The organism is Herbaspirillum sp. CF444, assembly GCF_000282135.1.
GTDB lineage: Bacteria > Pseudomonadota > Gammaproteobacteria > Burkholderiales > Burkholderiaceae_D > Herbaspirillum.
Genome location: NZ_AKJW01000026.1, coordinates 1 through 20,194 on the forward strand (window position 1 = coordinate 1; position 20,194 = coordinate 20,194).

A 20,194-nucleotide genomic window follows, 5' to 3' on the forward strand; every position below is an offset into this window, starting at 1 on the left:
AACAAACTGGCTACGCAAGCCGCCGACGATCTGCTGTCGCAAGGCGTGACGCCGGCGCAGATCGACGTCATCAAACGCGCCCACCTGCGCTATGACGGCACCGATTCGGTGATCGTGGTGGCCTTCGGCGATATCGCGGGCATGGTGGAGCAGTTCGAGTCTGCTTACAAGAAGCGCTATTCCTTCCTGATGCCGGAAAAGGCCATGATCATCGAAGCCATTTCGGTGGAAGCAATCGGCGTGTCCAATGACCGCGAAGAAAAAGCCGAGCAACTGCCGCCGCGCGCCGGCGCGTTGCAATCGACCGAAACCGTAAAGCTGTTCTCCGGCGGCCAGTGGCACGACACCGCGCTGTATCGCCGTGAAGACATGCGTCCCGGCGACATCGTGCACGGCCCCGCGATCATCGCGGAAAAGAATGCCACCAATATCGTCGAACCCGGCTGGCTGGCCGAAGTCACGCCGCTGAACCATCTGGTGATGCAACGCTATCAGGCGCGCACGCAACGCAAGGCCATCGGCACCACGGCAGATCCGGTGATGCTGGAAGTGTTCAACAACCTGTTCATGAGCATCGCCGAACAGATGGGCCTGCGCCTGCAAAACACCGCCTTCTCGGTCAACATCAAGGAGCGCCTGGACTTCTCGTGCGCGCTGTTCGACGCGCAAGGCAACCTGATCGCCAATGCGCCGCACATCCCGGTGCACCTCGGTTCGATGGGCGAGAGCATCCGCACCATCATCCGCGAGAACGCCGGCAAGATGCAGCCCGGCGACGTCTTCATGCTCAACGATCCCTACCACGGCGGCACGCACTTGCCCGACATTACGGTGATCACGCCGGCCTTCGACAAGGACGGCCGCGACATCCTGTTCTACGTCGGTTCGCGCGGCCATCACTCCGACATCGGCGGCATCACGCCGGGATCGATGCCGGCCAACAGCACCGTGGTGGAAGAGGAAGGCATCCTGATCAACAACTTCCAGCTGGTGCGCGCGGGACGTTTCCTCGAACAGGAAACGGTTGCCCTTCTCGGTTCCGGCCCCTACCCTGCGCGCAACATCGCGCAGAACCTGGCCGACCTGCAGGCGCAGATCGCCGCCAATCAAAAAGGCGTCGACGAGCTGCTGAAGATGGTCGATCACTTCGGCCTGGACGTGGTCCAAGCCTACATGGGCCACGTGCAGGACAACGCCGAAGAAGCCGTGCGTCGCGTCATCACGCTGCTCAAGGACAGCAGCTACGACTACCGGCTCGACAACGGTGCGGTGATCAAGGTGGCCATCCGCGTGAATCACGCCGAGCGCACCGCCGACATCGACTTCACCGGCACCTCGCCGCAATTGAACAACAACTTCAACGCGCCGAGCGCAATCTGCATGGCGGCAGTGCTCTATGTGTTCCGCACGCTGGTGGACGATGAAATCCCGCTCAACGCCGGTTGCCTGAAACCGCTCAACGTGATCATCCCGGAAGGCTCGATGCTCAATCCGCGTTATCCGGCGGCGGTGGTGTCGGGCAACGTAGAAACCTCCAGTTGCATCACCAATGCGCTCTACGGCGCACTCGGCGTGCTGGCCTCGGCGCCGGGCACGATGAACAACTTCACCTTCGGCAACGGCGAGTACCAGTACTACGAAACCATCTCCGGCGGCTCGGGTGCAGGCAAGGGTTTCAACGGCACCGACGTGGTGCAGACGCACATGACCAACTCGCGCCTGACCGATCCGGAAATCCTGGAGTGGCGTTATCCGGTCCGACTGGAGAGCTACGAGATCCGCGAAAATTCCGGCGGCATCGGCCAGTGGCATGGCGGCAACGGCGGCGTGCGCAAGATCCGTTTCCTTGAAGCGATGACGGCGTCGATCCTGTCCAACAACCGCATCGTCCCGCCGTTCGGCGCAGCCGGCGGCAGTCCCGGCCAGTGCGGCCGGAACATGGTGATCCGCAAGGACGGTACGCAGGAAGAACTCGGCTTCGTCGCCAGCACGGAAATGCAGCCGGGCGACGTGTTCGTCATCGCCACGCCGGGCGGCGGAGGTTACGGCAAACCGGTCTGAAGCCGTCGCATGGTTGTCAATATTATTTTCTGAGCAAGTCGTCCCTTTGCGGTATTGCCATCTTTCCGGAAGGCAATACCGCTTTTTTTTCAGGAAAAGGCTGAAGCTTTACCCGTTAATTCAACGTTTTCAAATACATGCATCGTGCTAAGATTTTTCATCATAAATACGACCAAGTATCTTTCGGCAAGCATCGTACAAAAACGATCAACATCGTGGTGTAGGATGCATTTACTCGTCGCAGGAAATATTTAAAAAAGGGGACACGCGGTGAACAACCTGTCTTTGAAACAGAAACTCTGGCTTCCGCTGATTTTTTCCTGGGTCGCGCTGTTTGCGCTGTCGCTCTGGAATATTTATGAAACCAGAAATCTCCAGATCGCCGACCGCCAGCATGCGCTGATCGATATCACGGAGATGTCCTACTCCATCGTCAACGGGCTTGCCCGGCAAGCCGCCGACGGCAAGATGTCAGTCGACGACGCCAAGAAAATGGCGATCGCCCGCGTCGCCGACCAGCGCTATACCGGCAGCGGCTACATCACGCTGGTGGGCGCCGATTCGACGGTGGTCATGCATCCGATGAGTCCCAAACTCAACGGCAAGAACATGTACGACTTCAAGGACGCCAAGGGCAACGAGCTGTACAAGATGATCGCCTCCACCGGTTCATCGGCGGCCGGCGAAGGCTTCCTTGAATACTGGTGGCCGCGTCCCAAGGAAGAAAAAGCCAGTTCCAAGATGGGCTTCGTCAAACGCTTCAAACCGTGGAACTGGGACTTCGTCGCCAGCGTCTACCAGGATGACATCCAGGCCGACTTTTATCGCGCACTGATCCGCGCCGGCGTCGTGCTGCTGATCCTCGGTGCGGTGATGTCCGGCATTGCCATGCTGGTGGTGCGCAACATCTACCGTTCCATCGGCGGAGAACCGGGCGAAGCCTCGCAGATCGCGCGCAAGATCGCCGAAGGCGACCTCACCGGCGTGATCGCCGTGCGCAAGGGCGACGAAGCCAGCCTGGTATCATCGATCGCCTATACCCGCGACCGCATGGTCGACACGGTCAACAGCATCCTGAGCGCAACCGGCTCGATCAAACAATCGGTCGATGAAATCGCCAGCGGCAACATGGACCTGTCCAACCGCACCGAAGAGCAAGCGAGCTCGCTGGAAGAGACCGCCTCTGCGATGGAAGAAATCACCTCGACCGTGAAGCAGAATGCCTCCAACGCCAGACAAGCCAGCGAACTCGCGGTGTCGGCCTCCGAAGTCGCCGAGCAAGGCGGCAATGTAGTGCAGCAAGTGGTGAAGACCATGGATTCGATCAACGCCTCATCGAACAAGATCGTGGAAATCATCAGCGTCATCGACGGCATTGCCTTCCAGACCAATATCCTGGCCTTGAACGCTGCGGTGGAAGCCGCGCGTGCCGGCGAACAGGGACGCGGTTTTGCCGTCGTGGCTTCGGAAGTGCGCAGCCTGGCGCAACGCTCGGCTGCGGCAGCCAAGGAAATCAAATCGCTGATCGACGGCTCGGTGCAGGAAGTGCGCGCCGGATCGGACCTGGTCGGCCAAGCCGGCAAGACCATGGGAGAAGTGGTCGACAGCATCCGCAAGGTCAGCGAAGTGATCAAGGAAATCGCTGTCGCCAGCCACGAGCAAAGCGAAGGCATCGATCAGGTCAACCTGGCCATCACGCAGATGGACGAAGTCACGCAGCAAAACGCCGCGCTGGTGGAAGAAGCTGCCGCCGCATCGAAGTCGATGCAAATGCAGGGCGACAATCTGGTGAAGGTGGTCAGCGTGTTCAGGCTGTAAGCGCCGTCCCCATTAAAAAAGCCCACGGTCTTGCGGCCGTGGGCTTTTTATTTTGTGCGGCACTGACGAATCAATACGGTCCGCGAATCGCTGCATGAATCTTGTCGCGATACAACGCCGCGAGTTTTTCGTGCAGCTCGACGGATAAGCGCGGCAAGGCCGAGACGCCGGCGTTCGACAGCACCTGCGCCGGCGAACTGGCGCCCGGGATGATCACCGACACGGCGTCGTGATCGAGGATCCAGCGCAAGGCCATCTGCGCCATGTTCATGCCGGCGGGAACCAGCCCGGCGATCTCCTGCGCCAAATCGACGCCGGTGTCGAACTCCAGGCCGGCGAAAGTTTCGCCGACGTTGAATTGCTGGCCGTCGCGGTTGAAGTTGCGATGATCGTCGGGCTTGAAGGTCGTCGCGCGGGTCATCTTGCCGCTCAGCAGACCGCTGGCCAGCGGCAGACGCACGATGATGCCGACGCCCTTCTCTTTCGCTTTCGGCAGCAATTCCGCCAACGGCTTTTGGCGGAAGATGTTGAAGATCACTTGCAGCGAGGTCATGCCTTCCTGTTCCAGGCAGAGCAGGCCTTCTTCCACGGTCTCGACGCTGGCGCCGAAACGGCTGATCAATCCATCCTGGCGCAGCTCGCGCATCCAGTCGAAAATCTTGCCGTCCTTGAGCACGGCCGGCGGCACGCAATGCAACTGCGTCAGGTCGAGTTTATCGACGCCGAGACGTTCCAGCGAGCGCTGTGTCGCCGCGCGCACGGCGTCGCGGCTGTAGCCGTCCGGATAAATCGCGCCGCGTCCGAGCTTGGTGGCGACGGTAAGGTCCTTGTGCGATTTCAGGAACTGCCCGATCGAGCGTTCGCTGGCGCCGTCGCCGTAAACGTCGGCGGTGTCGATGAAGCGCACGCCGGTGGCGTAGGCCTGCGCCAGCGTCTGCCGGGCGACGTCGTTGTCCCAATGATCGCCCCAGCCGCCGCCGAGTTGCCAGCACCCGAGGCCGACTTCAGGAACGGTAAGGCCATCGCTGGCGAGCTTGCGTGTTTGCATGTGTTGTCCTTGTTGTTGAATGCTGCCGATGTGCAGTCGGCACGGAGGCGGTCATGGTATGTCCGCTGCGGCGCGTTTTCCAATGAATTATTTGCGGCGGCGAATACGGTTTTTGGCATCGCTTGCCGAGAGTCCTGACCATCTCGGACAAGATTTTTCATGGCAAGTCGGCATGGTACATTTATCAGCGGGCTTTTGCAGACGGTCTGAAAAAAACCGTTTGCCGACACTGACTACATAAAAATTAATCGGGGAAAATCAAATGACAGCTTCCGGTACGGCGCGTTTTTCAGGTTCATCCAAATTCAGCATTCGTGCTCTCCTGATTGTTGCAAGCAGCCTGGTTACCATGCCTGGCTGGGCGCAAGAGACCAGCGGTTCCAGCGTGCAGTTCGATGCTGCCCTGTTTGCGCAACAAGCAGCGACCAAGGGAGTTGTACTGATGTCTGCCGACTGGAGCAGGCATTGGGGCTGTGCCCGATATGAAAATGCGCAGCTGCAATTCCTGGCGTTCGATAAGAACGGCGTGCAGAAAACCTCCGCCGACGGGCAATGGGATGTAATGATCAAGGATGGATCGATTTTGCCGTCGAAGAAAAATTACGGGAATTACGCCTTCATCGTCGAGCCCGGTGAATATTTGCTGACCGGATTCCGCATCAAGCTCGGCAAATCGGTCAGCAACGTCGGCAACTTTTACGGCGACCGCAAGAACATGCTGGAAAACGGCAAATCGAAGGGCGGCAGCTTTACCGTCGCAGCGGGAGAAATCGTCTACATCGGACACTTCAGCCTCGATTGCGCCAAAGCGCCGATGCCTTGGCGCTTTTATCCGGAGACCCGGGAGGATTTCAGCAAGTATCTGGATGAGATCCGGCAGGAATATCCCGGCATCGACAAAGATAAGGTGCAATTCCGGCTATTCGAAACGACGATCATGGGATATCCGTTTAGCCTGCCCTGAGCTGCCGCAATGCTGAAATCAATAAAAAAGGCCGGTGTCGCTACCGGCCTTTTTCAATCTGATCGGCTCATACTCAACGCGCAAAGAAAGCAATCACCCCATACACAAACCCCGCAAACGGCCCGACCACCACGATCGTGACCAGCAGCACTTCAGCCAGCACGTAGGCGACGAGGCCGGCGGCGATGCTCGACAGATAGGCGGTGGCGCCAAGCGTACCCGGCACGAACAGGTTGATCAGCGCCAGCACGATGGCGGCGATACCGAGACCGACGATGACGCGGAATGTGGTTGGACGGTAAGGGTTGAGCCAGCGGAACGGCGGCGCGGCAGTTTGCGAGCTGGGGGACAAGCTGTTGGATGTAGTCATGGCAGTACCGGATTTCGAACAGGGAACAGATTAAAGCGGCGCCGTTTCGCACATTGGATAAAACGCCGGACAGATGATCGTGGCCGCCATTATAAGCCTTTGCGGCCGGTCGACAAAGACAGCCGGCTGTGACGCATGGTCAAGCTGCTCAGAACAAAGGACAGCCTTCAGCAACCGCTCAGCAAAATGTTGCCGAGTTTTCAACCAACATTACTTGCACTAAATCACCGGTCGTCCTGACGAACGTCAGGACCCAGTGTCGTATCGACCGTCTTCACGACACTGGGTCCCAGCGTTCGCCGGGGCGACGGCAGAAGATGAAATAGCATTACCGTCGCCACTTTACGCCTGACTTAAGCGCTTTTGATCAGCACCGGCTCTTACGTTTTTTGCAATGCTTCGGCCATATCCAGATCGGCGCCGAAATCGTCCACCTGCACCGTGATGTTGCCGTAATGCGCGAAATCGTCCAGCACCACGCGCTCGTCGGCGCTGATCAGGCCCTGCTCCATCGCGCGTGCATTCCAGCGCCGCATTTCGATCAGGCTTTGCGGTATCGGCGGCAACACGCCGTCCTTGACGGATGGCTTGAGGCGCGTTTCGATGCCATGCACTTGCGGCAGCAAGTTGAAGGCGCGTTCGCCGCAGCCCAGCGGATCGGTTTCCGCATCGGGCTGATACACGTCGGCCACCAGCCGGTCGCGCGAGGCGCCCGGCGTCTGCATGGCCACCGCAACCTCGCTCGCCAAGCGATCCGACGGTTTGCGATACGAGAGACCGAGCGGGAACATCAAAATGCGCAAGGCCAGCGCGATGAAGGGATTGGGAAAATTGTCGAGCACTTCGAGCATCGCTTCCTGGGCGCGGTACAAGGCATCCTGCACCGACCATTCCAGATACGGCAGATCGTCGCGCTGGCGGCCATCGTCTTCGTAGCGCTTGAGCGTGGCGGAGATCAGATACAGCTGCGACAGCACGTCGCCCAGGCGTGCCGAAATGCGTTCTCGGAATTTCAACGAGCCGCCCAGCACCAGCATCGATACATCCGTCAACAGTGCAAAGCACGCCGACATGCGCGACACGGCGCGGTAGTAGACGCGCGTTTCTTCGGCAGCCTGGGTCGGCGCACCGGCCAGCAATCCCGCGCTCAGGCCGAACACCAGCGCACGCGCCTTGTTGGCGGCGACGAAATTCAGATGGCCGAAGAAGGCCTTGTCGAAATCTTCCAGCGCGCGGTCGTGGTCGGGATCGTTGGCGGCCGCCATTTCCTTGAGCACATAAGGATGGCAGCGAATCGCGCCCTGCCCGAAGATGATCAGGCAGCGCGTCAGGATGTTGGCGCCTTCGACCGTGATGGCGATGGGAATCTGCTGGTACACGCGCGCCAGGAAATTGCCCGGCCCCATGCAGATGCCTTTGCCGCCGATGACGTCCATCCCATCGTTGACGACGATGCGGCCGCGTTCGGTGACGTGGTATTTGGAGATCGCCGAAATCACCGACGGCTTCTCGCCCGCATCAACGGCAAGCGAGGACATGCGACGCGTGGCGTCCATCATGTAGAGATGACCGCCCATGCGCGCCAGCGCTTCCTGGATGCCTTCGAACTTGCCGATGGCGATCTTGAACTGGCGGCGCATGGCGGCGTAGGCGCTGGTGCCCCGCACCGCCATCTTGGAGAAGCCGACGCTGGACGACGGCAGCGAAATGGCGCGCCCTGCGGCGAGGCATTCCATCAGCATGCGCCACCCCTTGCCGACCTGCTCCTGGCCGCCGATAACCCAGTCGAGCGGGATGAAGACATTCTCGCCGGAGGTCGGACCGTTCTGGAACACGGCGTTGAGCGGCCAGTGGCGACGGCCGGTGACGACGCCGGGATGTTGGGTCGGAATCAGCGCGCAGGTGATGCCCGGTTCCGCATTGCCGCCCAGCAGATGGTCGGGATCGAGCGCGCGGAATGCCAGGCCGAGTACGGTGGCGACCGGCGCCAGCGTGATGTAGCGCTTGTTCCAGGTGACGCGAAAGCCCAGTACTTCGCGCCCTTCATGCATGCCCTTGCAGACGACGCCGACGTCGGGAATCGCCGCCGCGTCGGAGCCGGCGTAGGGGCTGGTCAAGGCGAAGCAAGGAATCTCATCGCCACGGGCAAGGCGCGGCAGGTAGTGGTTCTTTTGTTCTTCGGTGCCGTAGTGAAGCAGCAATTCCGCCGGCCCCAGCGAGTTGGGCACCATCACGGAAATCGCCGCGACCGAACAGCGCGAGGACAGCTTCATGATCACTTGCGAATGCATGTAGGCGGAGAACTGTTTGCCGCCGTATTGCTTCGGGATGATCATGCCGAGGAAGCCCTTGTCCTTGACGAACTGCCAGGCTTGCGGCTGCAGGTCTTGCCAGGCGACCGTGGTGTCCCAGTCGCTGACCATGGCGCACAGTTGCGTCACTTCGTTGTCGAGGAAGGATTGCTCTTCCGCCGTCAGCGTCGGCGGCGGCAGTTGCATGAGCTTGTTCCAGTCCGGCTTGCCGGAGAACAGGTCGGCGTCCCACCAGACCGTGCCGGCTTCGATGGCGTCGCGCTCGGTGTCGGACATGCTCGGCAAGATCTTGCGGAAGACGTCCAGCGCCGGACGCGTGATCAGCGTCTGCCGCACCGACTTGATGGCGATCAGCAGGGTCGGCACGCACAGCAGGATCGCCAGCAGCGCGCAGGCAACGAAATTGGCCTGGTCGGTGACGCCGCCTATCCAAATCCAGGCCAGTTCCGCCACCAGCCAGGTCCATGCGCCGACGCGCATCATCATCAATGCCAGAGCGCCTGCTACGAAAACTATGAGCCACAAGATCATGAGAGTCTCCCGTTCGAATTGTTGTTATCTGCATGACAACACCCCGAGGTGCAGATCACGCTGCTTATGGTGCAAAGAATGAGGCAAACGAGGATGCGCCGAGTACGCCGAATGCAGGACGCCAAGCGTATTGAGATATTCCCACAGAAGTTGCGATTGTGAAAACCTTTGCAGCAACCCGCCGTGCGATGTCGCAGCATCCTGCCTGCGCTTGTCTTGATGACCGCATTTCTCCGCAGAAATTCATTCTTTCCCTGATATCGGCATGTGGAAATCATCGCGCACGGCCCCGCTCCATTACAATCTCGCTTAATCAAGTCAGCAGCAATTCAAAGCAACATCAAGGAAACAATCATGAAATGGGAAGGCAATCGCGAAAGCGACAACGTTGAAGACCGCCGTGGCGATGATGGCGGCGGCGGAGGCGGCGGTTTCTCCTTCGGCGGCGGCCGCTCGATCGGGTTGGGCGGCATCGCGGTGGCGCTGGTGGCATCCTATTTCCTCGGCATCAATCCGCTCACGGTCATCAACATGCTCAGCGGCGGCGGGCAGATCGCACCCGTGCAGCATTCGGCGCCGGCGCACAAGCCGCCGCCGGACGACCAGATGGCGCGTTTCGTCTCGACCGTGCTGGCCGATACCGAAGACACCTGGGGCGAGATCTTCAAGGCCGGCGGCGCGACCTATGTGCGGCCCAAGCTGGTGTTGTTCTCCGGCAGCACGCCGACCGCCTGCGGCACCGGCCAGACCGCCACCGGTCCGTTCTACTGTCCCGGCGACCAAAAGGTCTACATCGACCTGAGCTTCTACAAATTGATGCAGCAACGCTTCAACGTCACCGGCAATTTTGCGCAAGCCTACGTGATCGCGCATGAAGTCGGCCATCACGTGCAGAACCTCCTCGGCATTTCCGGGAAAGTCGACAAGGCGCGCCGCAACATGTCGGAGAAGCAATCCAACGCGCTGTCGGTGCGCCTGGAACTGCAGGCCGACTGTTTCGCCGGCGTCTGGGCTTACCATGCCAATGAAGCGCGCCACATCATCGAGCAAGGCGACATCGAAGGCGCGCTCAACGCCGCCTCGGCCATCGGCGACGACGCCCTGCAACGCCAGGCGCGCGGCGAAGTGGTGCCGGACTCCTTCACCCACGGCACCTCGGCGCAGCGCGTGAACTGGTTCAAGCGCGGCATCACGCAAGGCAAGGTCAGCGCCTGCAACACCTTCGAAGCCAAGACGCTGTAAGAGCGGGACATCCATGCCTATTTCCTACTGGTGCATACTGATCGCCGGCCTGTTGCCGATGCTGACGGTCGCGCTCGCCAAATACGGCAGCAAGGATTTCAACAATTCCGAACCGCGCGCCTGGCTGGACAAGCAAACCGGCCTGCGCCGCCGCGCCGATTATGCGCACCGCAATCATTTCGAAGCACTGCCCTTCTTTGCCGCCGCCGTGCTGGTGGCGCAGCAAACCGGCGCCGCCCAGGCATGGATAGACGGCCTGGCGATGGCCTTCATCGCCGCCCGCCTGGCCTACACGGCACTCTACCTGAACGACTTGCCGAGCCTGCGCTCGCTGTCCTGGAGCGTCGGCTATGCCTGCGTGATCGGCTTGTTCGTCGTTTCCGCTTATCATTTTTAAACATCCATCATGAGCAACGCCAGCATCCAGACCCTGCACGACGCACTCAACGCCCTGCGCGACGGCGATATCAATGTCGCTGCCTTTTGCACCGCCTGGCGCGCGCAAAGCGATTTGCTCAAACGCCTGCCGCCGCGCTATGAAGAAGTCGCCGAAGACCTGCTCGGCCGCCTGGAGGCGGGCAGCCTGTTCACCGAAGAGAGCTGTTCCTTCAGCCAGGAAGACCTGCTGAACAATCTCGCCGTGTGGCTGCACAAGGCGGAGAAGACACTGGTTTGATTTTTATTGAAACACCACTACAAGGTTGATATGCAACACCTGGAATTCCAACTGCAAGGTCCCTACGTCGAACTGAACCAACTGTTGAAGCTGGCCGGATTGTGCGACAGCGGCGGCGCCGGCAAAGCCATCGTCGCCGACGGCCACGTCAAGGTCGACGGCAAACAGGAGCTGCGCAAGACCTGCAAGATCACCGCCGGCCAGACCGTGGCATTGGGCGACGTGCGCATCCGCGTACTGGCCGAATGAGCGCGCCCGAAAATATCGACGCCATCCTGGCGTTCTGGTTCGGCGCCGACGGCAGCAGTACGGACGCACCGGCCGCAACGGTTTCCGGCCGCCAGTCGGCGCTGTGGTGGGGCAAGGACGCCGTCGTCGACCAGACCATCAAAGCGCGCTTTGAAGCCGACCTGCTGGCCGCTGCCGGCGGCCGGCGCGACGACTGGGCCGAGACGCCGCAAGGCATGCTGGCGCTGATCCTGCTGCTGGACCAGTTCCCGCGCAACATGTATCGCGACGCCGCCCAGGCGTTCGCCTTCGATGCACTGGCGCAACAATGCTGCCATCTCGGCCTGGCCCAGGGGTTCGACCAGCAGCTGGCGCCGCTGCAACGCGTATTCTTCTATCTGCCGCTGGAACACTCCGAAGACATCGACGATCAGGAATACGCCGTGCAACTGTTCCGCGCGCTCGCCAGGCAGAGCGCCAACGAAGATCCGGCCTGCAAGGCAAGCTTCGACAACTACCTGAAGTTTGCGGACCGGCATCACGCCATCATCGAACGCTTCGGCCGCTTCCCGCATCGCAACCTCATTCTCGGTCGCCCTTCCACTCCCGAAGAAACGGCGTTTTTGAAAGAGCCGCATTCCTCGTTCTGAATAAGACGATCGCCTTCAATATCCCCGAGAGGGATCAACAAAAAATTTTAAATAGCAGGAAAATTGCGCGTTACGGCCATCGCAACGCGCAACTTCGTCTTTCCCGCCTTGGAAATTCCCTCACAATCTGGACTTTTTGCATGAACACGCCATGCGATTCCATGTGAACAAGACCGGTAGAACATCCCGCGAACGCGGCTTTACCCTCATCGAAGTCCTGGTCGCCGTCGTCATCCTGACGCTCGGCGCAAGCGGCGTCGCCGCGATGCAATTGCATGCCTTGCGCACGGCGCAGCAAAGCGGATTCCAGACCGCGGCGACGCAGCTTGCCGTCACGCTGGCCGAACTCATGCGCGCCGATCCTGAACTGGCGCGATCCGCCAACAGCCCGTTTTTGTTTTCATATGAAGCAGCTGCAACAGCGACCGCCACATTGCCACCTTCCGTCACTTGCGTGCAGCGTTCCTGCGACAGTGCCGCCATGACCATCGCTGATGTGCAGGGCTGGCAACAGCAATTGCAACAAGCATTGCCGCATGCCAAAGCCGTCGTTTGCCATGACGGCAATCCGGCGACGGCGAATGGATTGCAGTGGTCTTGCGATCATGCCGGCGATGCCGCCATCGTGATCAAGATAGGATGGTCGGCAAGAGAGAAGACGTCTGCTGCGGAGATGTCTTCCCCGGCGCAATCCGCGCCCTTCGTTGCCATCGCCGTCGCCATCTGAATGCGACGCGGCCCTTCCTTTCGACGCTTATTGCAACGCGGGCAATGCAGGCAAGCAGGCCTGAGCCTGATCGAACTGATGATCGCCCTGGCGCTCGGCATGGGCGTCGCGCTCGCCTCGCTGGCATTGCTCAACGCGGCGAAATCCAGCTACGTCGCCGTCAGCGACGGGGCGCTGGTGCAGGACACGGGACGCTACGCGATCGATGTGCTAAGCCGGGCGATCCGGCAAGCCAACTTCGTTCCTTACGACCATCCGGCGTTTGCCGCCACCGACTCGCTCGACATGACGCAGCTCTCTGCGGGCATCCTTGGGATGGACAACGCCAGACTCAATAGCCAGACCGCCGCGCTCACCGCTTCACAATCGAATACGGCCAACTACGGCAGCGATGTGCTGGCGATCCGTTATTTCGGTTCCAGCGCCGGCAACAAGGCGGACGGCAGCATCCTCAATTGCGCCGGATTCGCCGTGGCGGCACCGGCCAATGCGGCGGCGATTGCCACGCCCGCCGCCGCAGACGATGAACGCGGCTGGAGCATTTTTTACGTCGCCGCCGACAGCAGCGACGAACCGGAGCTGCGCTGCAAATACGTCACCAAAAACGACGGCTGGAGTTCCACCGCCATCGCACGCGGCGTCGAAGCATTCCAGGTTCTGTATGGCATCGGCGATGGCGTCGGCAATCACGTCGACGGCCCCGTCGCGCAATATCGCAATGCCTCGCAAATGACGGCGCAGCAGTGGCGTCAAGTCGTCGCCGTGCGTATCGCCATGCTGGTGCGCGGCGAACAGAACAGCGGCAACGATGCGCCGGAGACCGTCTATGAATTGTTCGGTCCGGCCTATCGCAACGGCCTCGATCCCGGAACCACCGTCACGAAACTCAAACAGCAGCACAGGATGCGCAAGCTGTTCCAGGCCACGGTTCGTTTGCGCAATATGCCGTCATGACGAAACCCCATCGCCAGTCCGGCGCCTCCCTGCTGATCGCCCTGATCATGCTGATTGTCGTCATGCTGCTGGGTGTGTCCGCTGCGCGCATGGCGCTGATGAATGAAAAATCGTCGCGTAGCGATCGCGACCGCCAGATCGCCTTCGAAGCGGCGGAGGCTGCCTTGCGCGATGCGGAACTGGATATTTTCGGTGATGCGGCGAATGCGCGCGGGCAGATCGAAGCATTTCCCGAGTTGCCCGGAAGCTGCCATGAGAGCGGCGCCTTCGCCGGACTCTGCAGCACCGGCGACACGCCACTATGGACGATATTCAACATGCGTGCGCCGACGCCCTGGATCGAGTACGGCCGCTACTCCGGGCAACGCTTTCCCTACGGTACGGCATCCCTGGCGTCGCGGCCGCCACGCTATCTGGTCGAGCTGATCGCGGTCGGCAAACCCGGCGCCGGCGCATCCGCCTTGCGACGCTATCGCGTCACCGCCGTCGGCTTCGGCACGCGAGAAAGCACGCAAGTCGTCTTGCAATCCATCCATGCCATCAACGCCGCTCCCGACCAGGCAAACAAGCCGCCCGTCAGGCTCGGCTGGCGAGAAATCGGCAACTGGAAGGAAAATTCTCATTGAAAGAAAACGGCAATATCATGAAACCCCACTCCCACGGCTTTACCCTGATCGAATTGATGTGCGTGGTCGGCATCATCGGCGTGCTCGCACTGTTCGCCTATCCGTCCTACCGCGGCGTCATCCTCAAGGGAAAACGGGCCGAAGCGCGCGCGGCCCTCATGCAGGCCATGCAACAGCAGGAGCGCTTCTTTTCCCGCTACAACAACTACCAGGCCTATGCCGCCGACAACGCAGGCTCGTTCATCTGGTATTCGGGCAGCGCAGCGGCAAGCAGCGCCTACCAGATCAGTGCAGCAGCTTGTCCCGGCGACGCCATCCGGAATTGCGTCCTGTTGTCGGCAACGCCGGGCGGACCGCAAGTCGATACCCGCTTCCAGGATGAAGTTTGCGGCACGCTGACGCTCAACAGTCTCGGCGAAAGGAGTGCGGCCGGATTGCCGGCTGCATCGACGCCTGCAATGTGCCGGTGAAAGCAAGACTGCGACATGCCGGCACACCAGACGCACAACACACGCCAGGCACGCTGCATACGCCGCGCCGGTTTCACCCTGCCTGAATTGCTGATCGTCCTTGGCATCGTCGGCGTTCTTCTCGCCGCCGGCGTGCCCAGCTTCCGCGCCTATCTGCAAACCCAACAACTTGTCACGGCATCAAGCCAGTTCCTGTTTGCGCTGAACCTGGCGCGCAGCGAAGCCATCCAGCGCGGCGCCCGCGTCGACCTCGGGCCGCGCGACGGTTTGCACTGGGAAAAAGGCTGGGTGGTCTTCGTCAATAAAAATGACGACAACCGCCCGCAATACGACGCCGGCGACGAGCTCATCTACAGCCACGACGATCTCGCGACAGGCTTGCAAGTCGCCACCACGCTGAGCGACAAGTCTTATCCCTACATCGCTTACAATGGTAACGGCAGGCCGCGCAACAACCTCAACGCACTGACGCCGCAATGGGGCTCCTGGCAGTTTTCGCTGAACGGCAAGGAAAGAGTCGTGCGCCTCACCCTGGCCGGTCGCGCCCGTTTATGCAACCCGGCGGACGACACCAGTTGCAGGTTCAGCGGCAGCAACACCGGCACGGCGGCAGAAGGCAACTGACCATACTCACCAACACAGACAACGCAAACTTTAACGTGTCCACTAATTTGTCCCTCTATTCCATCGACATCGACAACGACCGGCAAGCCATGACGCTGGCGCTGGCGCAGGCCGAACTCGGCATGTTCACCACCACGCCCAATCCGCGCGTCGGTTGCGTGATCGTCAAGGACCGCCGCGTCATCGGCGCCGGCTTCACCCAACCGCCCGGCGACAACCATGCCGAAATCCAGGCGATGAAAGATGCGCGGGAGCGCGGCAACGACGTGCGCGGCGCCACCGCCTACGTCACGCTGGAGCCGTGCAGCCATTACGGCCGTACGCCGCCGTGCGCCGATGCATTGGTCAATGCCGGCCTCGGCAAGGTCGTCTCGGCCATGACCGATCCCAACCCACTGGTCGCAGGCAAAGGCCTGGAAAAACTGCAAGCCGCCGGCATCGCCGTCGTGTCCGGCCTGATGCAGGACGCCGCCCATGAAATGAACATCGGCTTCTTCAAGCGCATGCAGCAAGGCACGCCCTGGATACGCATGAAATCGGCCGCCAGCCTGGACGGCAAGACCGCCTTGCACAACGGCAAAAGCCAATGGATCACCGGCCAGGCGGCGCGCGACGACGGTCACTTCTGGCGCGCGCGCGCCTGCGCCATCGTCACCGGCATCGGCACCGTCAAGGACGACAATCCGCAACTGAGCGTGCGCGCGGTCGACACGCCGCGCCAGCCGCGCCGCATCGTCATCGACAGCAAGCTGGCGCTGTCGCCCTCCGCCCATATCCTGGCCGGCGGCGGCACCTGGGTGTTCACCGCCAGCGAAGACCGCGAGAAGATTGCCGCCCTGGAAGACCAGGGCGCTGAAATCATCGTCCTCCCCAATGCCGACCACAAGGTCGACCTGCCGCGCGTGATTGCCGAGCTCGGCCAACGCCAGCTCAACGAAGTCCACATCGAAGCAGGTTCCAAACTCAACGCCTCGCTGATCCGCGAAGGCTGCGTCGACGAATTGTTGCTGTATCTCGCGCCCAGCCTGCTCGGCGACGGCCGCAGCATGTTCGACCTGCCGGCGCTGGACGACCTTTCCGGCAAAATCCCGCTGCACTTCCACGAGGTCAAGCAAATCGGCGAAGATTTGCGTATCCTTGCACGGTTCCGTTAATTTTTTGGGCTTCATCATGTTTACAGGCATCGTCGCCGCCGTCGGCAAGATCACTTCCGTTCAACCTCTGGGCAATACCGCCGACGCCGGCGTGCGCCTCGACATCGACGCCGGCGCGCTGCCGATGGATGACGTCGCGCTGGGCGATTCGATCGCCCTCAACGGCGCCTGCATGACGGTCGTCGAAAAGACCGCCAAAGGCTTCACCGTCGATGTCTCGCGCGAAAGCCTCAACCTCACCGCCGGCCTCGATGCCCCCGGCGAAGTCAATCTGGAAAAAGCACTGACCCTGGCGGAACGTCTTGGCGGCCACCTGGTGTCCGGCCACGTCGACGGCCTCGGCGTGGTGCGCAAGTTCGAACCGGTCGGCGAGTCCTGGGAACTGATCGTCGAAGCCCCGGCCTCACTCGGCAAGTACCTGGCCTATAAAGGTTCGATCGTCGTCAACGGCGTCTCGCTCACCGTCAACCGCGTGGAAGACGTCGCCGACGGTTGCCGCTTCTCGATCAACCTGATCCCGCACACGATTCAGGTCACCACGCTCAAGCACCTCAAGGTCGACGGCAAGGTCAATCTGGAGATTGATCTGATTGCGCGTTATGTTGAACGCATGTTGTCGGCTGCCAAGTAACGCCCCTCCCCCAACCCGGACAGACAGAGGCCTGTCCGGTTGCATCGCCTTCCGCCGTATCCCCCTGGCTGCGCCTTGCCCTCAGCAGGGTTGAAAATACCCAGCTCGTCGCCACCTTCCTCTCTGCCCTAACAAGCAAATTTTCGCATTAGACGACCGGTCTAATTTTAAGGTATCATGGACCCGTGTCGCGTTATTGCGAGCCGTATTTTCTGGTTACCGCCTGGTTACCGTTACTAAGACAGTGAAGCACCGCTGTCTTTTTTCTTGCTAAAGGATATTTCATGACATCCCTGTTCGATCCCATCCAGTTCGGCGATATCGCCCTCGCCAATCGCATCGTCATGGCGCCGCTGACGCGCAGCCGCGCAATCGAAGGTCTCAAGCCGGGTCCGCTGACGGTTGAGTACTATCGCCAACGCGCCAGCGCCGGTCTGATCATTGCGGAAGCCACGCAGATCACCCGCATGGCCCAAGGCTATATCGGCACGCCCGGCATCCATTCCGAAGAACAGGTCGCCGCATGGCGCGAAGTCACCGATGCCGTGCATGCCGCAGGCGGCAAGATCGTGCTGCAGCTGTGGCACGTCGGTCGCATCTCCCACAGCTCGCTGCTGCCGGACGGCGCAGCGCCGGTTTCGTCGACCGATCGCGCCGCCAACGCCAAGACTTTCACCGCCGACGGCTACACCGATGTGTCGACGCCGCGTGCGCTGCGCGACGACGAACTGCCGGGATTGGTGGAAGACTATCGCCTGGCCGCGCGCAATGCGATCGATGCCGGCTTCGACGGCGTCGAAGTGCATGCCGCCAACACTTACCTGCTGGAGCAGTTCCTGCGCGACAGCGTCAATGACCGCAGCGGTCCGTACGGCGGCAGCATTCCCAACCGCGCGCGCCTGCTGATCGAAGTCATGCAAGCCATCGCCAAGGAAATCGGCGGCGGCCGCACCGGCATTCGCCTGAGCCCGATGACGACCTTCAACGACACCGCGCTCGACAGCCAGCCGCAGGCGCTCTACAACTACGTGGTGGAACAGATCGCACCGTTGGGCCTGGCTTACCTGCATGTCATCGAAGGCGAAACCGGCGGCACACGCCAACCGGCCGGCGCAAGCTTCGACTATGCCGCGCTGCGCAGCCGTTTCCCGGGCGCCTTGCTGGTCAACAACGGCTTCACCGGCGCCGAGGCGCAATCGGTATTGGGCGACAAGCTGGCCGACGCCGTGGCGTTCGGCCGCCTGTTCATCGCCAATCCCGACCTGGTGCGTCGCCTGCGCGAAGCCCAGCCGCTCAACCCGCTCAGGGAAGAAGGCATGTACGGCGGCGGTGCGGAAGGCTATGTCGACTACCCTGTACTGGCAGCTTAAGCAAAGCGAAGAAACAGCAAGAGCATCCTGCCGCGTCGGCAACGACCGGCAGCAGCGAATGAAAAAACGCCGCCGGCATCACCCGGCGGCGTTTTGATTTTCCGGCGCCCGCAGCAAGGCCGCAGTGATTGCAGGGCAGGCTCTGGAACGCCGCTTATTTTTTACTGATTTTCGGCAACGAAAAACTGGCCACCTGATCGTGGCCGCGTTGCTTCGCCATCTGCAGGGCATGGTCGGCCGAGCGTATCAGATCGGCGCCAAGGTCGTTCTCATCCACCGGGTCCAGGCAGCTCACGCCGATGCTGACGGTGACGACGCCGTCGTCGCTTTCCCAATGGGGGATCGCAAGGCCGCGGGTCGCTTCGCACAATCGTTCGGCAAAACCCACTGCCGCCGTCAACGTGCAATTGGGCAGGATGATGCCGAACTGTTCGCCACCATAGCGTGCGGCAAGGTAAGGCGATTGCCTCAGGTTCGTCCTGATCGCGCCGGCGATGCTGCGCAGGCAGTCGTCGCTGCCGACATGCCCATACAGATGATTGAATACCTTGAAATGATCGATATCCATCATCATGAGCGCCACCGCCGCCTGCCGGTCCTTGGCCTGGTCGAGCTCGCTCTTTAGCTGCGCATCGAATTGACGGCGGTTCGGCAAGCCGGTTACGTCATCCTGCAAGGCAAGCTGTTCCAGCGACTGGCTGAGCCGCTCGGCTTTCGCCTGCGCATCCAGGGCACTGGTCTCGGTCCTGGAGCGTTGGCTGACCTGCGTGATCAATCTGTTGCCGGCGTACAGCAATGCAAACAGGAGCAATGCGACGCTGCCGCCGTGCAAAAAGGACTCGCGCCACCAGTCGGACAGGATTTCATCTTCGGACATCGCGACCGCCACGAACAAGGGGAAGCTTGCAACGCCGCGATAGACGTTGATGCGCGTGACGCCGTCCTGCGACGACTTGATGAGCGCGGAACCTGTCAGCGTATTTTCCTGGTATTGGCGGAACAAGGCGGTGCCGGTCATGTTCTTGCCGGCAAATTCGTCGCGCATGGGACGGCGATACAGGAGCATGCCGTCCGAACGAACCAGTACGATCGCGCCGTCGCTGCCGATGTCGAAGGTCCGATAGAATTTCTCGAAATACCCCATATCGATGTTGGCGACGACGACGCCGCCGAAACTGCCGTCAGGCATGTTGTAGCGGCTGCTGACCGTAAATCCCCAACGCCCTGTCGACCTGCTTTGTATCGGCACGTCGATATGGGTGCCGGGATCGACATGATTCTGATGGTAGCGAAAATAGGCGCGGTCGCGCCCGTTCAATTCCTTGTTGAGTTTTTCCTGCGACGTCATGATCAGATTGCCGTCCCGGTCCAGCACATAGAGACCGTCGATTTGCGGCAAGGAAGCCAGTCGCGCCCGCAGCGCCTGATGCGTGCGTTCCAGGCCTGCGGGCGATGCGCCATCGCGCGGCAATCGTTCGAGTACGTCGCCGATGACGATCCCGGCTTCTTTCAGGGTATCTTCGGCGTGCTGTGCCAGCGCGCGCGTCACGTTCGAGATGGATGCCCGGCTTTCCCCTATTTGTACCTTGCGGCTATAGCCTATTCCCCACATTTCAAGAATAACAATGGCCAGCGCGATGAACGCAATAAAAAACCGCGCTCGCCTGCCTGTGAAGACGTTCTTTTTGTCAGACATGATTCCCGGGTGAAATAAAAAATAGCTCCAGCAGCATAGTAT

The 20,194-nt window shown here is 60.9% G+C and carries 20 protein-coding genes; 16 read left to right on the plus strand and 4 right to left on the minus strand.

What is annotated here, in order from left to right:
• A partial coding sequence (locus PMI16_RS06645; RefSeq protein ID WP_007877702.1) for a hydantoinase B/oxoprolinase family protein occupies positions 1–2,061 on the plus strand: 2,061 nt, incomplete at its 5' end.
• Between the two features lie 270 nt (positions 2,062–2,331).
• Positions 2,332–3,879 carry a methyl-accepting chemotaxis protein gene (locus PMI16_RS06650; protein WP_007877704.1) on the plus strand — a complete coding sequence of 516 codons (1,548 nt, stop codon included), beginning with the start codon at positions 2,332–2,334 and terminating at the stop codon, positions 3,877–3,879.
• A gap of 70 nt (positions 3,880–3,949) precedes the next feature.
• On the opposite strand, the gene PMI16_RS06655 is transcribed toward PMI16_RS06650, so the two are convergent.
• On the minus strand, positions 3,950–4,927 hold the full coding sequence (locus tag PMI16_RS06655) for an aldo/keto reductase (protein ID WP_007877706.1): 978 nt from the start codon (positions 4,925–4,927) through the stop codon (positions 3,950–3,952).
• 262 nt (positions 4,928–5,189) lie between these two features.
• On the opposite strand from PMI16_RS06655, the gene PMI16_RS06660 reads away from it, so the two are divergent.
• Positions 5,190–5,891, plus strand: coding sequence for a hypothetical protein (locus PMI16_RS06660; RefSeq protein ID WP_007877708.1), 702 nt, complete (start codon positions 5,190–5,192; stop codon positions 5,889–5,891).
• Between the two features lie 73 nt (positions 5,892–5,964).
• Here PMI16_RS06660 and PMI16_RS06665 read toward each other — a convergent pair whose 3' ends face one another.
• Together PMI16_RS06665 and PMI16_RS06670 are read right to left on the minus strand one after the other, a co-directional pair.
• A complete protein-coding gene (locus PMI16_RS06665) occupies positions 5,965–6,261 on the minus strand; it encodes a hypothetical protein (protein ID WP_007877710.1) in 297 nt (98 codons plus the stop codon).
• A 380-nt stretch (positions 6,262–6,641) separates the two neighbouring features.
• Complete coding sequence (locus PMI16_RS06670; RefSeq protein WP_007877711.1) at positions 6,642–9,104, minus strand: acyl-CoA dehydrogenase; 2,463 nt, start codon at positions 9,102–9,104, stop codon at positions 6,642–6,644.
• A 354-nt stretch (positions 9,105–9,458) separates the two neighbouring features.
• Between PMI16_RS06670 and ypfJ the strand changes: the two genes are divergently transcribed.
• The 13 genes from ypfJ to PMI16_RS06735 all read left to right on the plus strand — a co-directional run bounded on the left by ypfJ (position 9,459) and on the right by PMI16_RS06735 (position 18,456).
• Entirely contained in the window at positions 9,459–10,346 is an 888-nt protein-coding gene (gene ypfJ, locus PMI16_RS06675) for a KPN_02809 family neutral zinc metallopeptidase (RefSeq protein ID WP_007877713.1), read from the plus strand.
• A 13-nt stretch (positions 10,347–10,359) separates the two neighbouring features.
• The gene (locus PMI16_RS06680) at positions 10,360–10,743 is read left to right on the plus strand and encodes an MAPEG family protein (protein WP_007877715.1); all 384 of its coding nucleotides are present in this window, start codon (positions 10,360–10,362) and stop codon (positions 10,741–10,743) included.
• A gap of 9 nt (positions 10,744–10,752) precedes the next feature.
• Positions 10,753–11,022 (plus strand): hypothetical protein, encoded by a 270-nt coding sequence (locus tag PMI16_RS06685; protein ID WP_007877716.1) that lies wholly within the window; start codon positions 10,753–10,755, stop codon positions 11,020–11,022.
• A 30-nt stretch (positions 11,023–11,052) separates the two neighbouring features.
• A complete protein-coding gene (locus PMI16_RS06690) occupies positions 11,053–11,271 on the plus strand; it encodes an RNA-binding S4 domain-containing protein (RefSeq protein WP_007877717.1) in 219 nt (72 codons plus the stop codon).
• Positions 11,268–11,900 (plus strand): DUF924 family protein, encoded by a 633-nt coding sequence (locus PMI16_RS06695; RefSeq protein ID WP_007877718.1) that lies wholly within the window; start codon positions 11,268–11,270, stop codon positions 11,898–11,900. The genes PMI16_RS06690 and PMI16_RS06695 overlap by 4 nt, the downstream gene beginning before the upstream one ends.
• A 151-nt stretch (positions 11,901–12,051) precedes the next feature.
• Complete coding sequence (gene pilV / locus PMI16_RS06700; protein ID WP_007877719.1) at positions 12,052–12,627, plus strand: type IV pilus modification protein PilV; 576 nt, start codon at positions 12,052–12,054, stop codon at positions 12,625–12,627.
• 30 nt (positions 12,628–12,657) lie between these two features.
• Complete coding sequence (locus PMI16_RS06705; RefSeq protein ID WP_237719801.1) at positions 12,658–13,581, plus strand: PilW family protein; 924 nt, start codon at positions 12,658–12,660, stop codon at positions 13,579–13,581.
• Positions 13,578–14,207 (plus strand): pilus assembly PilX family protein, encoded by a 630-nt coding sequence (locus PMI16_RS06710; protein WP_007877723.1) that lies wholly within the window; start codon positions 13,578–13,580, stop codon positions 14,205–14,207. The genes PMI16_RS06705 and PMI16_RS06710 overlap by 4 nt, the downstream gene beginning before the upstream one ends.
• Before the next feature lie 17 nt (positions 14,208–14,224).
• On the plus strand, positions 14,225–14,677 hold the full coding sequence (locus PMI16_RS06715) for a type IV pilin protein (RefSeq protein ID WP_034379460.1): 453 nt from the start codon (positions 14,225–14,227) through the stop codon (positions 14,675–14,677).
• A 15-nt stretch (positions 14,678–14,692) separates the two neighbouring features.
• Complete coding sequence (locus PMI16_RS06720; protein WP_007877726.1) at positions 14,693–15,301, plus strand: GspH/FimT family pseudopilin; 609 nt, start codon at positions 14,693–14,695, stop codon at positions 15,299–15,301.
• 35 nt (positions 15,302–15,336) lie between these two features.
• Complete coding sequence (gene ribD / locus PMI16_RS06725) at positions 15,337–16,455, plus strand: bifunctional diaminohydroxyphosphoribosylaminopyrimidine deaminase/5-amino-6-(5-phosphoribosylamino)uracil reductase RibD (protein WP_007877728.1); 1,119 nt, start codon at positions 15,337–15,339, stop codon at positions 16,453–16,455.
• Between the two features lie 16 nt (positions 16,456–16,471).
• Entirely contained in the window at positions 16,472–17,086 is a 615-nt protein-coding gene (locus PMI16_RS06730; protein ID WP_007877730.1) for a riboflavin synthase, read from the plus strand.
• A 284-nt stretch (positions 17,087–17,370) separates the two neighbouring features.
• Positions 17,371–18,456 (plus strand): alkene reductase, encoded by a 1,086-nt coding sequence (locus PMI16_RS06735; RefSeq protein WP_007877732.1) that lies wholly within the window; start codon positions 17,371–17,373, stop codon positions 18,454–18,456.
• A gap of 154 nt (positions 18,457–18,610) precedes the next feature.
• On the opposite strand, the gene PMI16_RS06740 is transcribed toward PMI16_RS06735, so the two are convergent.
• A complete protein-coding gene (locus PMI16_RS06740; protein WP_007877733.1) occupies positions 18,611–20,152 on the minus strand; it encodes a sensor domain-containing diguanylate cyclase in 1,542 nt (513 codons plus the stop codon).
• Positions 20,153–20,194: the final 42 nt, after the last annotated feature.

Coding starts and splice junctions, on each gene's coding strand:
- PMI16_RS06695 (WP_007877718.1), top strand. CDS start 11,268: ATGAGCGCGCCCGAAAATATCGACGCCATCCTGGCGTTCTGGTTCGGC.
- PMI16_RS06660 (WP_007877708.1), top strand. CDS start 5,190: ATGACAGCTTCCGGTACGGCGCGTTTTTCAGGTTCATCCAAATTCAGC.
- pilV (WP_007877719.1), top strand. CDS start 12,052: ATGCGATTCCATGTGAACAAGACCGGTAGAACATCCCGCGAACGCGGC.
- PMI16_RS06680 (WP_007877715.1), top strand. CDS start 10,360: ATGCCTATTTCCTACTGGTGCATACTGATCGCCGGCCTGTTGCCGATG.
- PMI16_RS06685 (WP_007877716.1), top strand. CDS start 10,753: ATGAGCAACGCCAGCATCCAGACCCTGCACGACGCACTCAACGCCCTG.
- PMI16_RS06720 (WP_007877726.1), top strand. CDS start 14,693: ATGCCGGCACACCAGACGCACAACACACGCCAGGCACGCTGCATACGC.
- PMI16_RS06730 (WP_007877730.1), top strand. CDS start 16,472: ATGTTTACAGGCATCGTCGCCGCCGTCGGCAAGATCACTTCCGTTCAA.
- ypfJ (WP_007877713.1), top strand. CDS start 9,459: ATGAAATGGGAAGGCAATCGCGAAAGCGACAACGTTGAAGACCGCCGT.
- PMI16_RS06690 (WP_007877717.1), top strand. CDS start 11,053: ATGCAACACCTGGAATTCCAACTGCAAGGTCCCTACGTCGAACTGAAC.
- PMI16_RS06665 (WP_007877710.1), bottom strand. CDS start 6,261: ATGACTACATCCAACAGCTTGTCCCCCAGCTCGCAAACTGCCGCGCCG.
- PMI16_RS06735 (WP_007877732.1), top strand. CDS start 17,371: ATGACATCCCTGTTCGATCCCATCCAGTTCGGCGATATCGCCCTCGCC.
- PMI16_RS06655 (WP_007877706.1), bottom strand. CDS start 4,927: ATGCAAACACGCAAGCTCGCCAGCGATGGCCTTACCGTTCCTGAAGTC.
- PMI16_RS06715 (WP_034379460.1), top strand. CDS start 14,225: ATGAAACCCCACTCCCACGGCTTTACCCTGATCGAATTGATGTGCGTG.
- PMI16_RS06740 (WP_007877733.1), bottom strand. CDS start 20,152: ATGTCTGACAAAAAGAACGTCTTCACAGGCAGGCGAGCGCGGTTTTTT.
- PMI16_RS06670 (WP_007877711.1), bottom strand. CDS start 9,104: ATGATCTTGTGGCTCATAGTTTTCGTAGCAGGCGCTCTGGCATTGATG.
- PMI16_RS06710 (WP_007877723.1), top strand. CDS start 13,578: ATGACGAAACCCCATCGCCAGTCCGGCGCCTCCCTGCTGATCGCCCTG.